This window comes from Streptococcus criceti HS-6, assembly GCF_000187975.2.
Classification (GTDB): domain Bacteria; phylum Bacillota; class Bacilli; order Lactobacillales; family Streptococcaceae; genus Streptococcus; species Streptococcus criceti.
This window is the reverse complement of record NZ_AEUV02000002.1, coordinates 2,180,056-2,194,196: the sequence shown is the minus strand read 5'-3', so window position 1 is coordinate 2,194,196 and position 14,141 is coordinate 2,180,056. Positions and strand designations below refer to the sequence as shown.

The 14,141-nt window shown below is 37.0% G+C and carries 9 protein-coding genes and 1 pseudogene; 8 read left to right on the top strand and 2 right to left on the bottom strand.

The window, feature by feature from the left end; genetic code table 11:
- Positions 1 to 93: 93 nt before the first annotated feature.
- A pseudogene (locus tag STRCR_RS10185) lies at positions 94 to 3,380 on the top strand (Eco57I restriction-modification methylase domain-containing protein).
- A 5-nt stretch (positions 3,381 to 3,385) separates the two neighbouring features.
- Here STRCR_RS10185 and STRCR_RS10180 read toward each other — a convergent pair.
- A complete protein-coding gene (locus STRCR_RS10180) occupies positions 3,386 to 4,114 on the bottom strand; it encodes a TaqI-like C-terminal specificity domain-containing protein (RefSeq protein ID WP_004226298.1) in 729 nt (242 codons plus the stop codon).
- A gap of 83 nt (positions 4,115 to 4,197) precedes the next feature.
- Here STRCR_RS10180 and STRCR_RS10175 point away from each other — a divergent pair, with 83 nt between their 5' ends.
- From STRCR_RS10175 to STRCR_RS10160, 4 genes are all read left to right on the top strand, one after another.
- The gene (locus tag STRCR_RS10175) at positions 4,198 to 4,812 is read left to right on the top strand and encodes a master DNA invertase Mpi family serine-type recombinase (protein ID WP_004226765.1); all 615 of its coding nucleotides are present in this window, start codon (positions 4,198 to 4,200) and stop codon (positions 4,810 to 4,812) included.
- Positions 4,799 to 8,248 carry a helicase-related protein gene (locus STRCR_RS10170; protein WP_004228602.1) on the top strand — a complete coding sequence of 1,150 codons (3,450 nt, stop codon included), beginning with the start codon at positions 4,799 to 4,801 and terminating at the stop codon, positions 8,246 to 8,248. The genes STRCR_RS10175 and STRCR_RS10170 overlap by 14 nt, the downstream gene beginning before the upstream one ends.
- Positions 8,249 to 8,479: 231 nt before the next feature.
- Positions 8,480 to 8,803, top strand: coding sequence for a type II toxin-antitoxin system RelE/ParE family toxin (locus STRCR_RS10165; RefSeq protein WP_004228048.1), 324 nt, complete (start codon positions 8,480 to 8,482; stop codon positions 8,801 to 8,803).
- A gap of 13 nt (positions 8,804 to 8,816) precedes the next feature.
- Positions 8,817 to 9,134: a HigA family addiction module antitoxin gene (locus tag STRCR_RS10160; RefSeq protein WP_004229485.1), complete on the top strand. Its 318-nt coding sequence runs from the start codon at positions 8,817 to 8,819 to the stop codon at positions 9,132 to 9,134.
- Between the two features lie 227 nt (positions 9,135 to 9,361).
- Here the strand turns inward: STRCR_RS10160 and STRCR_RS10155 are convergent, their stop codons facing one another.
- Entirely contained in the window at positions 9,362 to 10,144 is a 783-nt protein-coding gene (locus STRCR_RS10155) for an ABC transporter ATP-binding protein (RefSeq protein ID WP_003048898.1), read from the bottom strand.
- Positions 10,145 to 10,282: 138 nt separating this feature from the next.
- Between STRCR_RS10155 and STRCR_RS10150 the strand changes: the two genes are divergently transcribed.
- The 3 genes from STRCR_RS10150 to pflA all read left to right on the top strand — a co-directional run bounded on the left by STRCR_RS10150 (position 10,283) and on the right by pflA (position 13,957).
- Entirely contained in the window at positions 10,283 to 11,620 is a 1,338-nt protein-coding gene (locus STRCR_RS10150) for a hemolysin family protein (protein WP_004226540.1), read from the top strand.
- Positions 11,621 to 12,350: 730 nt separating this feature from the next.
- Positions 12,351 to 12,992: a deoxynucleoside kinase gene (locus STRCR_RS10145; RefSeq protein WP_004228304.1), complete on the top strand. Its 642-nt coding sequence runs from the start codon at positions 12,351 to 12,353 to the stop codon at positions 12,990 to 12,992.
- 161 nt (positions 12,993 to 13,153) lie between these two features.
- A complete protein-coding gene (pflA, locus tag STRCR_RS10140) occupies positions 13,154 to 13,957 on the top strand; it encodes a pyruvate formate-lyase-activating protein (protein ID WP_172459634.1) in 804 nt (267 codons plus the stop codon).
- Positions 13,958 to 14,141: the final 184 nt, after the last annotated feature.

Sequence of the window (14,141 nt, the reverse complement as noted above, 5' to 3'; positions counted from 1 at the left end):
AAGTATGAACGGTAATAAATTGGTCCTGATATTTAAACTGTATTCGTGATATAATACATCTATAATATTTATTATGAATAGATGGGAATAAAAATGTCAGATTCTTTTGTAGTAGAATTAATAAAACAGGTTCAGCCTAATTTTAGCGGAATTAAATATTTAGCAGAGTATCTTGGCTTTAATATCGAAAAAGTCGAGAGTATTAAAGAGTCATTTGAAAACGATACTATTTTTTCTTTTGCGCGACCAAATGATTTAGAAGGAATTTTTGCTTATGTTACCACTCAGGAAAAACTAGCTGTTAAAACACGTGCCAATCAGTTTAAAACGTTTTTTCAGGAGGCAGCACAAGCAATGATCGAAAGGGCTCAAACAAGTGCAGAAGTTGATTTCATCATTGTAATTGGAAAAAACATTGTCATCATTTTTGATTCAGCAGATTATAGGAAAAGGTTAATTCTAACACCTGATAAATTATCTCGTAGTAATTCTAAATATTAGCGAAATTAAATTTATTAAAATCAGATTCCCTAATAGCCAATCAGAATTATGTAGAAGATGATTTCTTTGGTTTAGTCCAATTGGATGAAAGATTTAAAGTAGACCTTTTTCGTTTTGCCATAGCTGATGATGAACAATTTATTAATAAAACTAGGGTTCTGCGCCTTAATTTTTGGAAAAGAATTAAAGAAGATACCAAGTGTAGAAAAATTATTAATAAGATTTTTTTCAAGGAGCCTAGTTATACAGATGAATCATCTGAACGTTATGGTGATGTTATCTCCGCAGTATTGGATACACTGGTATTACGATACATTTTGGTCCGTATTTTAGAGGGGCGTTTTGGTTATGAGAATGATCTTGCTAAAAAGTCTGTCGCTAAAATTGGATTAGGAACATCTCTGTCTATAGACCAATTGCTTGAATCTAAAGCACACTTTGATCAGCAACAAAAAGATGAATTGTTTGCTTCGAAAAAGAAGGCAGCACAACTGTCACTTTTTGATCTTCTACCTGATGAGATTGACATCCAAGCTGTTTCAGAGATACAAGATGAACAATCAGCTTATATGGAAGAAATGTATGGTGGAGATCTTTATGTATCGGATATTGCAAAAGCTGCAACACAAATTGAAGGGACTTTGAGTGAAGCTGAGTACGCCCTTATTTGGAATGTCACTAGTTCAACCGATTTAGATTTTGATTTAGATGATGTCACTCCGGGAACTATTGGAGAACAGTACGAACAGACACTTCAGATGAAATTAGTTCAAGATGAAGCAGGAAATTGGGTTTACAGTAAAGATAATGAAAAACAACGTTCACAAGGTTCTTTTTATACTAGTGCACAAATCACAGATTATATCATAGAGCAAACTCTTGGGAAAAGACTTAGTGAAATCAAACACAAACTTATCGATAAAGAATCTTCTGAAAATCAAAAAATTAAGATTTTAAGGGATACTTTAAATCTAAAAATGGCTGATATTTCCAGTGGTGGAGGGACGTTTTTAGCTGGTGCTGTACGCAAACTAGGAGATTGGTACACAGAGCTTGAGAAGGTAGAAGATATAAAAGAGTTATTACCTAAAATTTCTAATTTTAAATCGGCGATTGAATTTCAGAAATATGCTGTTAATCATATGATTTACGGTGTGGATCTTGATTTAAAAGCTTTAATTGTTTCAAGTTTTGCTTTAACACTAGAATCACTGGGAGATACTCAAGGGAAACTACCAGAGCTCATAGGTAGAACGCTGATTCACCAAAATTCTTTAGTGTCGTTGGTACCAGAATCTTTGAAATTAGAATGGTTTGCTGCTTATAAAGATGATATTGCTAAGTTATATACCGAGAAGAAAAAGTGGCTCTCTAAAAAAAGCAATGATTTTTTTGAAGTAAAAGCTAAACTACAACAAATTTTTGCTGATATGGCTTCTGAACACCTCAGATCAAAAAAATATGCAAAAGAAAGTTTAGAAAACGTTTTTGTTGATAAACATATGGAAGTATTGGAGTTTAATCTTCCTGAAGTATTCTTTGATAAAAATGGCAACTATAGTGGAGGCTTTGATATTATATTTGGTAATCCGCCATACATTCAGCTGCAAGGCAATTTTTCAGATATAGAACAAGGTCTTTATAGTAATTTAGGAGAATTTGAAAGTTTCCAGAAGAGAGGTGACATTTATGGATTGTTCTTTGAAAGGGGTGTTCATCTACTGAAACCAAATGGTTTGCTTGGGTTTATTACTTCTAATAAGTATCTACGATCAGGATATGGAAAAACATTGCGGAACTTCTTCCTTGAACGCACAAATCCATTATTATTAGTCAATCTTGGTTCAGGAATGTTTGGAGGTGCAACAGTAGATACCAGTATATTGGTACTTGAAAAATCTACTAATCAAAATAAATTAAAAGCCATTGACCTAAGTAAACGTTCAAATAATCCTAAAGAGCGATTAGAAAATATGAGCGATTATATCATGCAGAACAAGGCATCAATTTCGTATGTTAGAAACGAGAGCTGGATTATCTTGTCCTCTATTGAACAATCTATTAAATCAAAGATTGAATCTATAGGGACACCTCTAAAAAATTGGGAAATTTCCATTAATTATGGAATTAAAACAGGTTTTAATGAGGCCTTTATTATCAACGCTGATAAACGAAATGAAATTCTGGAGAATTGCCAAACAGACGATGAGCGTCAAAGAACTGCTGAATTAATACGACCGATTTTGCGTGGCCGTGATATTAAAAGATATAGCTATATGATGGCAAAACTTTACGTTATTGCTGCATATAAGGGAATAAATGAAATTATTACTAAAAAGTATCCAGCTATCTATTCTTACTTATCACAATATGAAAATCAACTACGACAGAGAGGGCAATGCGAAGGGACCCCTGATAAACCGGGGTCAAAACAGCATCATTGGACAGAGTTAGATAACAACATTAGTTTAGAAAAATTGGACGATTTTTCTAAACAGAAGATTGTATATCGGGAAATCAGTAACAACACGGATGCCTGTATTGTTGAGCCTAATATTGTCACAAATAACAAGTGTTACATAATCACTGGGAAACACCTTATATATTTATTGACTATACTAAATAGTACTATATTTAATAAATTTATCTTGTCTAGGGCTAACTCTACTGGGGGAAAAGGACCCGATTTTATGAAAAATATAAGTATACCAATCCCGACAGATGATATTGAAGTACTTTTAGAAAATCTATATAACAAACGTATTTCTTGTGGCAATGGTGACAATATAGAAAAAATTGATAAAAATACTAATAATATTGTTTATTCAATCTTTGAGTTATCATCAACAGAAATAGAGTATATTGAAACAGTAAACTAAAATTATTATGAGTTATCTGCTAAACTTATAAGCTGCCTTTCCTCACTTGTTAATCTTAATTCCTGACTATTTGGCATAGGAATCGGTAAATTCTTAAGATTATCGAGTTTGAATTCCTTTTCAATTCCACCTCCCATATAAAACCGCCGAAAAGCAAACCAATATTCAGGTGAGCATAGTTTGTGTAATAAATATTCTAGATTATCACCAAGAATCATATACGCAGTATCGTTCATCATACAACTAGCATTATCAAGTGCAAAACAAGGCTCATTACCCGAGATTCTTGAAAATACAATTTTAGGCTTATTGAAATCGTCCATATATGCACATCTTCTTAGATTATATGGGGTATCTCCTTTATCCTGACGTTTATTAATCTGTTGCCAGTAATAGTCTAAATGTTCTTTTATAGTAGGATAATCTTTTATATCAATTGATGGATGAACTATTCCATTATCATCTGCATATTCATTATAAGTTGTAATAAGATATTTATCTGCAAAATCATATGAGTATCGTTTGATATCCTTGCCCCTTAAAATCGGTCGTATAATTTCGGCAGATTTGGGATCTTTTTTAATTAATTCATCACGTGTCTTTTTATCAATGATAAATGCTTCATTGTAACCCGTAAGAATACCACGATTAATCCGAATATCCCAATCTCTTAATGGTGTTCCGACTGCCTCAATTTTTTGCTTAATCGATTGCTCTATAGGCGATAAAATCAACCAACTTTCATCATTTTTGAATGAGCATTGAATTTTTTGTTGCTCAATATAATCGCTCCTTTTAAGAAAGCAGGTGTGAAGGAATGATTTATGGTTATATAAGGGTGAGTACAGATAAGCAAACTGTAGAAAATCAGAGATTTGAGATTGAAGAATTTGCAAAAACACGAGGAATGGTGGTTGAAGAGTGGACATCTGAGGTAATCAGTGGAACAAAGAAGGCAAATGAACGTATTTTAGGAGAATTACTTGAACAATTGAAAAAGGGAGACATCCTAATTATTAGTGAATTATCTAGATTGGGAAGAAATCTTTTGCAGATTATGTCTTTGTTAAACTATTTAATGGAAAAAGAAATCATTTTGTTAACTGTTAAAGAGGGTTACGAATTAGGAAATAATATTAATTCTAAAGTTTTAGCATTTGCCTTTGGCTTGTCTGCTGAAATAGAAAGGAACCTAATATCACAGCGTACAAAAGAAGCATTAGCTAGAAAGAAGGCAGAAGGGGTTATTTTAGGGAGGCCAAAAGGGCTAGCTGAAATTTCAACTTATAAACTGTATAGATATAAAACAGAAGTCTTAGAGATGAGAAAAACAGGCTTATCTTTTAATAAAATTGCTCGTTATTATGGTGTAAATAGAGCAACAGTCTCAAAATTTATTAAACGTGTAGGAGAGAATAATGGCATTAGATAATTATATTCCTGAAATTGGTACTGAAAATCGCATAGATAATAAGTTGAGGACCATGCGAGGTGCTATCGGTGGTCTTATGGAACATAGCAATAAAATAAGAATTGCCAGTGGTTATTTTCGACTAAGTGGAATTGTTGAGCTAGAAGATGATTTTAGACAGTTCTTTGCGCGCTCAGAAAGAAATAAGATAGAGCTCTTAATAAGTAATCAATATGATACAAAAAACACTGATACACGAACTGTTTTAGGAATTGCTGAAGGCTCAGTTGATTACAGTACAGAGTCTTTCTTTTTGGATAATCAATTTTATCAGGAGTTAGTCAAGTGGATTAAGACTGGGCGTATTGAAGTAAAAATTTTTGTAGATGAAAAATTTTATGAAACTCATTCTAGAGCTGATATCGCATTTTTACATGGTAAGGCCTATTTATTTTCGGCCTCTGACGAATACATCAGCAACAGTGTCTTAATTGGCTCATCTAATTTTACTTATGGTGGCCTTGTTGCTAATAGAGAATTAAATATGGTTACTGCGGATTCATTTCCTACAATTAGGGAGTGGTTTGATGAAATGTGGACAGAATACTCTGAGCCCTATGCAGATAAATTACTGAGTGATCTTGAATATCAAAAAGATCATTATTCAAAACCTAAAATTATTTATACTCCAGTAGAATATTTTTATTGGAATTTAGGAAAATATTTTGGCAAAAAGGCTTCAGAAACTCTGGTTACTCGGGTAAAAGAGATTGAGCAAGATTTACCTTATCCTAGTCGTAAAGACGGTAAGAAATATTTTGCCCATCAGTTCTATGGAATTTTACATGTTTACCAAGCTTTAAAAGAGTTCGATACTCAAGTTCTAGCAGATGGAGTCGGTTTAGGAAAAACCTTAGAAGCCGCTAGTATCATCAAATTGTATCTTCAAGATTTATTGCTAAAAAATGATAAACGAAAGGTATTAATTTTGGCGAATGATCGTTTGAGGGAACAGTGGGTAGATGAACTTGGAAATGTTGGAGGAGACTTTTCTCGAATTGATATTACCACGCGTCAAAAATTTACTGGATTAACTGAGGAAGAAATACATTCCTATGCAGAAATGTACTCTTTAGTTGTTATTGACGAGGCACATGAAGGTTTTCTACGTAAAAATAATAAGGCTTACCAAAATATGCAAGCTATGATTCATTACGCAAGAAGAACTCAAAGTCGTACAATTAGAGGATTATTGTTAACAGCTACACCGTGGAATAACTCCAGAGAGGATGTTATTCGCTTGGGATTGCTCTTTTTAAATATTGATAAAGTTCCAAAACAACGTCAATATTATAACTATATATTAACTAATCGTGAGAAGTTACTATATGATGTTAAAGATAGTGGAAACTATAATCATAATGCTTACGTAGAATTTTGGAAAGATTTGTTTTATCAACGTACAAGAACTAGTTTGGCAAATGACCAATATTTATCGGATAGATATCCAAGACGAGAATTTCCCCTTGAGGAAAGTGAAGAACCATTTACAATCACCTATTCTCCAGAGGTGTCACAATCTCTTAGTGAAATTTTAGAGCGCTTAATTGAATTGAAGCTACCATACCAGGATACAGTTTGGCAGTATTTTGGCTCAGATAAAGAAAGTAATGTTATCTTACGTCAACGTTTTCAGTTGCTTCGTAGAGTAGATTCTAGTAATGCTGCTTTTGGAAAAAGTTTGGAAAATATCAAGAATAAGTTAGAGTTATTTCAAAAAGATATTTTGAATTTACAAAATGAAACTCTTACACAGGTTAAAAAATATTTTTACTCTAAAGTAAATGAAGATTACGCTGAAGACTTTACAGATTCTGAAGAAGGATTTGATTTTGGTAGTGATTTGGAAGAGTATGAAATCGACTTAAACAAATCTCAACGTGATCGTATCAGATTAATTGATGAAAAACTTTCGGAACAGACACTTACTCCATTATTAACAGAAATGTTGGAAGATACAAGTAATGACATTCAAAGTTTAGATGAAATTCTTGAACAATGGGGAATTACTTCAAAACAAGATGAGAAGCAAAAGATAATTATTGACCAAATTAAAGAAATCATTTCTAAGGGTGAAAAAGTATTGATTTTTTCAGAGTTTTCGGATACTGTGGAAAATTACTTCCAAGAAATGATAGCAGATAAAGCGATTTTAGAAGCTGGTATAGGTATGATTCATGGCAGTACTAACCGTATTAACCATGGCGAAAGTACCAAAAAGGAAGTTTTGGGGCGATTTTCCCCTATTTCTAAATCATATGAACTTTTTGATAAAAAGGAAATTTCGATTCTAATAGGGACTGATGCTATTTCAACAGGACAAAATCTACAAGATGCTGATCATATTATGACTATTGAATTACCCTACAATCCAATGCGCTTGGAGCAGAGAATTGGGCGGATTGACAGACCAAAAATTAAGGGTGAAAATAAAATTTGCGTCTATGCTTTTCCTTCTGAAGAAATTATCAGTGCTGAATTAAAACTTTCAGAACGCTTTGAAAATAAAGCAAAAGGAGCGGCTACTGACACTGAAGGAGACTTCAAGTTACCCTTTGTTCATGAAGGAAGCTATAAAGGTCTTGTTGAAAGTTTATCTGAGAGTAACAGTGATGAGAAAAATATTCAAGATGAACTTTTAGCTTCTGTATCAGAGTTTGAAGCACGCGAACGTGTCCGCGATTTTTATGAAAAAATTGGAGATGATTTTACAAAAAATAGAGAGTTTCAGTTTTTCCCTTATTCCTTTAATCACAAAGAATCCTTATTATTGTTCCAAGTAGAATTCAATGATGTTAATGGTAAATTTATACAAAAAACAGCTCCTACTTTATGGAACATAGCTAGTGGGAATGAGTTAAGTTTTATGGAAGCCGAAAATAGAGTAAGAAAAATTTTGAAAAAGGATGCTTTTATTGAAGTTTCTGAAGCGACGAGTTTAATCAATGATTATAACAATAATCAGGTGGAAATTCTCAAGAAAATGGTTGAATACTATAATAAAGACTTAAAAACTGTAACAGAGTTAGAACAACAGCCGACTTATATTTTAGAGCTGAGGAAAACTTTGATGGACAATATGCTAGGGCATAGAAAAAACTTCTTAGACCAGAATATTAATGGAAAAGCCTTTTATAAGATTGTCCACTCGTTAGATCAAATGGGCTTTAACTCGGAACAACAGATGTTTTTGAGAAATTTAAAAGATAATGAAGGCAAATTAAGTACGTTCAAAATTAATGAAAACATCTGGAAGAATCTAGGTAGATTTATAGATGTATTCAGCGAATCTACTCATAATGCAGAAAATATTGTTTTAGAAAAAAACACAAATAATAGGGCTAATACTAAGCGTTCTACCTTAGAAGTGATAGCTGGGGTACTAAGCACAAATTGAAGTAGCTCTTACTATAACAGTAAAAGAATTGACTGTAATCTCATTCTGGGTTAATATATAAGTATAGGACTAGGTCAGGAAGCGTACGGCGCCCTGACCATTTTTTAAGTGAGATTATAAGAAGGCTCCTTGAAAATAGACAGTTGCTTTTTCTGCAATTAGAAATAGTAAATTTTTGTTAACTAGTGGGTTCTATTTGATAAATCAATACCGATTTGGTATAATTCTGTTATGGAAGTTTATGGGGAAACAAGTAAAATAACAAAAATAATAGGTGACAGGCGTCAGCTTGTTAAACATTATGGTAAGGAGCGAGCTTTAAAAATTCAGCAACGTTTAGGTGAATTTAGTGCTGCTGAAAATTTAACACAGATTTCCTATTTGCCTCCAGCTCGTTTGCACCGACTAAAAGGAGATAGACAATATCAATTTGCCGTAGATATAGGTGCTAATTGGCGAATTATTTTCGAAGGTTATGACGAATATGATGAGCTGTCGGTTGAGAAATCTGAGATCGTCACCTTATCTATCCTTGGTATTGAAGATTACCATTAGGAGGGTTGCTTTTATGTTGAACAAAAACAATAGAATTATAACTCCGGCTGTGACGTCTGCCGCAGATACTTTGGCAGAACTTTTAGCTTACCACCATATCAATCAGGGTGATTTTGCTGAACGTATTGGTGTCTCTCAAAAACATGTATCTGATTTGCTGAATCGTAAAAAATTTCTTACGGCGGATCTGGCTGTTCGGGTGGAACAGGTGACAGGACTTTCGGCAGAGTTCCTACTTCGTTTGGACATTGCCTATAAGTTGGCCCACCACAAAGAAAATGACTCTGGTCACTCAGATAAGTTTTTGCAAGCCTATGATTGGGTCGTGTGAATGATTTTTCCATAACAAAAACGCTCCTAGTTCTAGTTTACTAGATTTCAACAGGAGTGTTTTTCTTGTGTCTCATTTGTTGGGTGCAGTACCTAGTACCGTTGTTTTTAGTTAGTTGAGATTGTTTAGGCTCCCAATCTCCTACGAAATTTATAGCAAACGTTCTTAGGTACAAGTCGCCATAGACAGATTTTCTATCTTCGTCCGATCTGCATTCGCCCTTTGTATCATAGTTCCGGCTTGATAAAAAAGCGGTGGTTATCAATCGGAATGATGGAAACTTGATTATCGAAAAATTCGGTCAGAGTTGGCAGGGTAATGATGTCTTCTTTCTTGCCTTGAGCAATGATTCTCCCTTGTTTCAGCAGCAGGACATGATCCATCTTTTGGGTGATTTCCTCGGCGTGATGGGTGACGTAGAGAACCGTAGGTGCCTGCGGCAGGTCGGTGATCCGATCGATTTGCTTGAGCAGTTTTTCTCTGGCAAAGAGATCCAGTCCGACAGTGGCTTCGTCTAGGATGATGATATCCGGCTCTTCCATGAGACAGCGGGCAATCATAATCAGTTGGCGTTCTCCTTGAGACAGGGTGTGGAGCCTGCGTCCGATGAGCTTCTCACCCTCTAGGCGCCTCAGCATATCTCTAGCCTCTTCCAGATCTTTCTCGCCATATTCCTTGTAGAGTATGGAAGATTTGTACTTACCGGTTAAAACGGCCTGTTCAGCCACCATCTGCAGGGAGAGGCGGTCGCTGATGAAGCCCGAGACAATACCAATGCGCTTGCGGATTTCAGAGATGTCTCCTTGGCCAAATGGAACGTCTAAGATCTCCGTTTGGCCATCGGTAGGGTAATGCTCAGCCATGATGAGCTTGAGCAGGGTTGTTTTACCAGCCCCATTAAGTCCCAGAATAGCCCACGTTTGACCTTTCTCGACAGTCCAGTTGATACCTGTCAGCAGATTTTTCCCTTGCTTACGTAAGCTGACATTTTTCATGGAAATGATAGCCATACATTACCTCCGCTATAAAAAATTAGCTACATTATAGCATGCTTTGTCTGAAAAATTAAGGGCTTGGGCGACTTTTCAACATGCTTTTTGAAATTATGCTATAATGAAGGCAATCTACATTTTAGGAGAAAGAATTTAATGGAAGACCCGAGCAGTCAGCATTTGCTTTTTCAATTGCTTTTACTTGTTGTCCTCACATCGTTGAATGCCTTTTTTGCAGCATCCGAGATGTCCATGGTATCACTCAATCGGGCGCGTGTGGAGCAAAAGGCAGAAGAGGGCGATAAAAAATATATCCGTCTGGTCAAGGTACTGGACAAGCCCAATAATTTTCTATCAACCATTCAGGTGGGTATCACCTTTATCTCACTCTTGCAGGGGGCTAGTTTATCCGCTTCTCTGGGTAAGGTGATTGCAGGCTGGTTTGGCAATTCTGCTGCTGCCCAGACAGCAGGTAGTATCATTTCGCTGATTTTCTTGACCTATATTGCTATCGTTTTAGGGGAACTCTATCCCAAGCGCATTGCCATGAATCTCAAGGATAATCTGGCCATCTATTCTGCCCCTGTTATTGTGGGACTGGGCAAGATTGTCAGCCCCTTCGTCTGGTTCTTGTCAGCCTCGACTAATCTGCTCAGTCGGATCACACCGATGACCTTTGATGATGCGGATGAGAAGATGACGCGTGACGAGATTGAGTACATGCTGACCAATAGTGAGGAGACTCTTGATCAGGAAGAAATCGAAATGCTGCAAGGGGTATTCTCGCTGGATGAACTGATGGCGCGTGAGGTTATGGTTCACCGGACCGATGCCTTCATGGTTGATATCAACGATGATCCTCAGGAAATTATCAAGGAAATCCTCAAGAAAAGCTATTCACGAATTCCTGTTTATGATGATGACAAGGATAAGGTTCTCGGTTTGATTCATACCAAGAAACTGCTGGAAGTGGGCTTTAATAACGGATTTGAGACCATTAATCTGCGCCGTATTTTACAGGAGCCCCTCTTTGTACCGGAGACCATCTTTGTGGACGATCTGCTTAAAGAATTGCGTCGGACGCAAAATCAGATGGCGATTCTGCTGGATGAATACGGCGGTGTGGCTGGTCTAGTGACATTGGAAGATCTCTTGGAAGAGATTGTCGGAGAAATTGATGATGAAACCGACCAAGCTGAGGTTGAGGTTCGTGAGATTGCCCCTGATACCTATATTGTCCTCGGTACCATGACTCTCAATGATTTCAACGAATACTTTGAAACCGAATTGGAAAGTGATGATGTGGATACTATTGCCGGCTACTATCTGACTGGTGTCGGCAATATTCCATCACAAGAAGAAAAAGAAAGCTTCCATGTGGATAGCGGTCAACGTCACCTAGAAATCATCAATGATAAGGTCAAGGAAGGCCGAGTCACCAAGGTTAAGGTGCTTGTCAGTCCGCTCGAAGAAGCAGACGACGTGAAAGAATAAAATAGGACTCGTAGCCGCTGGCTGCGAGTTTTTAGTGATAAGGATGAGGCTGGACAAAAACTTGTCCAGTATTCCTGTTTTGGAATAAATTCTTGGTACAGGAGTTGGGAGCAAGGCTTGTTAGCTAGACCAAGAAGTTTTACCCCTATACAATTATTAGGTGCTTTAGCACCAGTGCCCCGCTGCTGGCTGTTTTTTTCTCAAAGAGTCTCCCAGACCTCTTGAGCTGTGCGGGAGTGGGTTAAAAAGGTCTGGGAGACCTTTTTAATCGGGAAATGAAGCTGGCAAAGCAAGTGTCAAAAACGGTCTGGGGAGAGACTGTTTCAGGTCACACCTTAAAATCAAGACATGGTAAGAATAAAAATTTTTAATTTTTTGGTTGACCCCACTCCCAAATAATGAAAATCATTTTCATGGTTTTGGTGCTTGAATTACCTCCGCAAATCAGATAGAATAAAATAGCTAAAAGGAGCTGTCTGGACTTTGCCGCCTTGTCTATTTTTGAGTATTAGCTGGTAGGGCGTGAAGACGGATGGTTACTGACAGTGTTTAACGGCTTAGTATTTTTGTAATTGAACACGGACTAAAAGCCTAGTGAAAAAGATGAAGGTCTTGAAAATCAGGATTTTACATCCCTTCCCTATTTTCATACGGCTTTTGTAACGCCCTTTGTATCGTATGTAATTGAACACGGGCTAAAAGCCCTTTGTATTTTATTTTTAGGAGCATAATGTTGATAGTTTTAGCAGGCACAATTGGTGCTGGTAAGAGTTCGTTGGCGGCATCTTTGGGGGAACACTTGGGGACGCAAGTGTTCTATGAAGCAGTTGATAATAATCCTGTTTTGGATCTCTATTATCAGGACCCTAAGAAGTATGCTTTTTTATTGCAAATATTCTTTTTGAATAAACGCTTCCAGTCCATCAAGGAAGCCTACAAGGCTGATAATAATATCCTGGATCGCTCGATTTTTGAGGATGAACTTTTCTTGACCCTCAATTACAAGAATGGTAATGTCACTAAGACAGAGCTGGATATTTACAAGGAGCTCTTGGCTAATATGCTGGAAGAATTAGAAGGCATGCCCAAGAAGAGTCCTGATTTGCTGGTCTACATTGATGTTTCCTTTGATAAGATGTTGGAACGGATTAGCAAGCGGGGACGCAGCTTCGAACAGATTTCTGACAATCCTGAACTCTATGAATACTATCAGCAGGTTCACGGAGAATATCCAGATTGGTATGAAAATTACAGTATTTCTCCCAAGATCCGCATCGATGGTGACAAGCTGGACTTTGTCAAGAATCCAGAAGATTTGCAGACTGTCTTCGATATGGTTGATCAGGAATTGAAAAAATTGAATCTGCTCTAAGCTTTTTCTCAAGCACCTTAGTCCTATTGGGTTAGGGTGCTTTTATGGACACAATGCTAGATTTTTAAAGGGAAAAACGCTATAATGAAATTACCGTAAAAACGGTTACAAATGTTTTCACTAAGGGACTTCCTCTAGTCCTTTCTGATAGAAAAGAGCTTATTATGGCAGATGAAATAGATTACCGGCAAGTGACCGGCATGATTCACTCGACTGAGAGTTTCGGGACTGTTGATGGCCCCGGTGTGCGTTTTGTTGTTTTTATGCAGGGCTGTAAGATGCGTTGCCAATACTGCCACAACCCTGACACTTGGGAGATGGAGACCAATCGTTCTACCGTACGGACGGTAGATGATGTCCTTAATGAGGCTCTCCGTTATAAAGGCTATTGGGGCAACAACGGCGGTATTACAGTGTCTGGCGGTGAAGCCATGCTGCAGATTGATTTTGTGACGGCCCTTTTCACCGAAGCCCAAAAATTAGGTATCCACTGTACCCTTGATACCTGTGGTTTTGCCTATCGGCCAACGCCTGAGTATCATAAAATCGTAGATAAGCTTTTGGCCGTGACAGATTTAGTGCTTCTCGATATTAAAGAGATTGACCCTAAGCAGCACATTGTTGTAACCCGCCAGCCCAATAGGAATATCCTGCTCTTTGCCCAATACTTGTCTGATAAACAGGTACCTGTTTGGATTCGCCATGTCTTGGTACCGGGTCTGACCGATTTCGATCAGGATTTGATTGACTTAGGAAAATTCGTTGAGACCTTGAATAATGTGGATAAATTTGAAATTCTACCTTATCATACCCTAGGTGAATTCAAATGGCATGAGTTGGGCATTCCTTATACTTTGGAAGGGGTTAAGCCACCGACCAAGGAGAGGGTACAAAATGCTAAGGAACTCATGCATACCGAGACTTATCGGGACTATATGAAACGAACCAAGCGTGTACAGGCTTAAAAGAGTCTGACAGTAGAAGAAAAATATCTAGGAGGCTGGGCAAAAACTTGTCCAGTCTTCTTGTTTTGGCATAAGCAGTGGTTGGCTGTTATCACTTGCATAGTGGTTAACAGTCCAGTGACCTGTTTAAGGGGGGCTGAAAATGAGACTGAACCTCAAGATAAGAACCCGCCAATCAGCAGTG

Bases quoted from the DNA above. Each gene is read 5' to 3' on its own strand.
- STRCR_RS10175 (WP_004226765.1), top strand. From the start codon at position 4,198: ATGATTTATGGTTATATAAGGGTGAGTACAGATAAGCAAACTGTAGAA.
- STRCR_RS10170 (WP_004228602.1), top strand. From the start codon at position 4,799: ATGGCATTAGATAATTATATTCCTGAAATTGGTACTGAAAATCGCATA.
- STRCR_RS10165 (WP_004228048.1), top strand. From the start codon at position 8,480: ATGGAAGTTTATGGGGAAACAAGTAAAATAACAAAAATAATAGGTGAC.
- STRCR_RS10160 (WP_004229485.1), top strand. From the start codon at position 8,817: ATGTTGAACAAAAACAATAGAATTATAACTCCGGCTGTGACGTCTGCC.
- STRCR_RS10155 (WP_003048898.1), bottom strand. From the start codon at position 10,144: ATGGCTATCATTTCCATGAAAAATGTCAGCTTACGTAAGCAAGGGAAA.
- STRCR_RS10150 (WP_004226540.1), top strand. From the start codon at position 10,283: ATGGAAGACCCGAGCAGTCAGCATTTGCTTTTTCAATTGCTTTTACTT.
- STRCR_RS10145 (WP_004228304.1), top strand. From the start codon at position 12,351: ATGTTGATAGTTTTAGCAGGCACAATTGGTGCTGGTAAGAGTTCGTTG.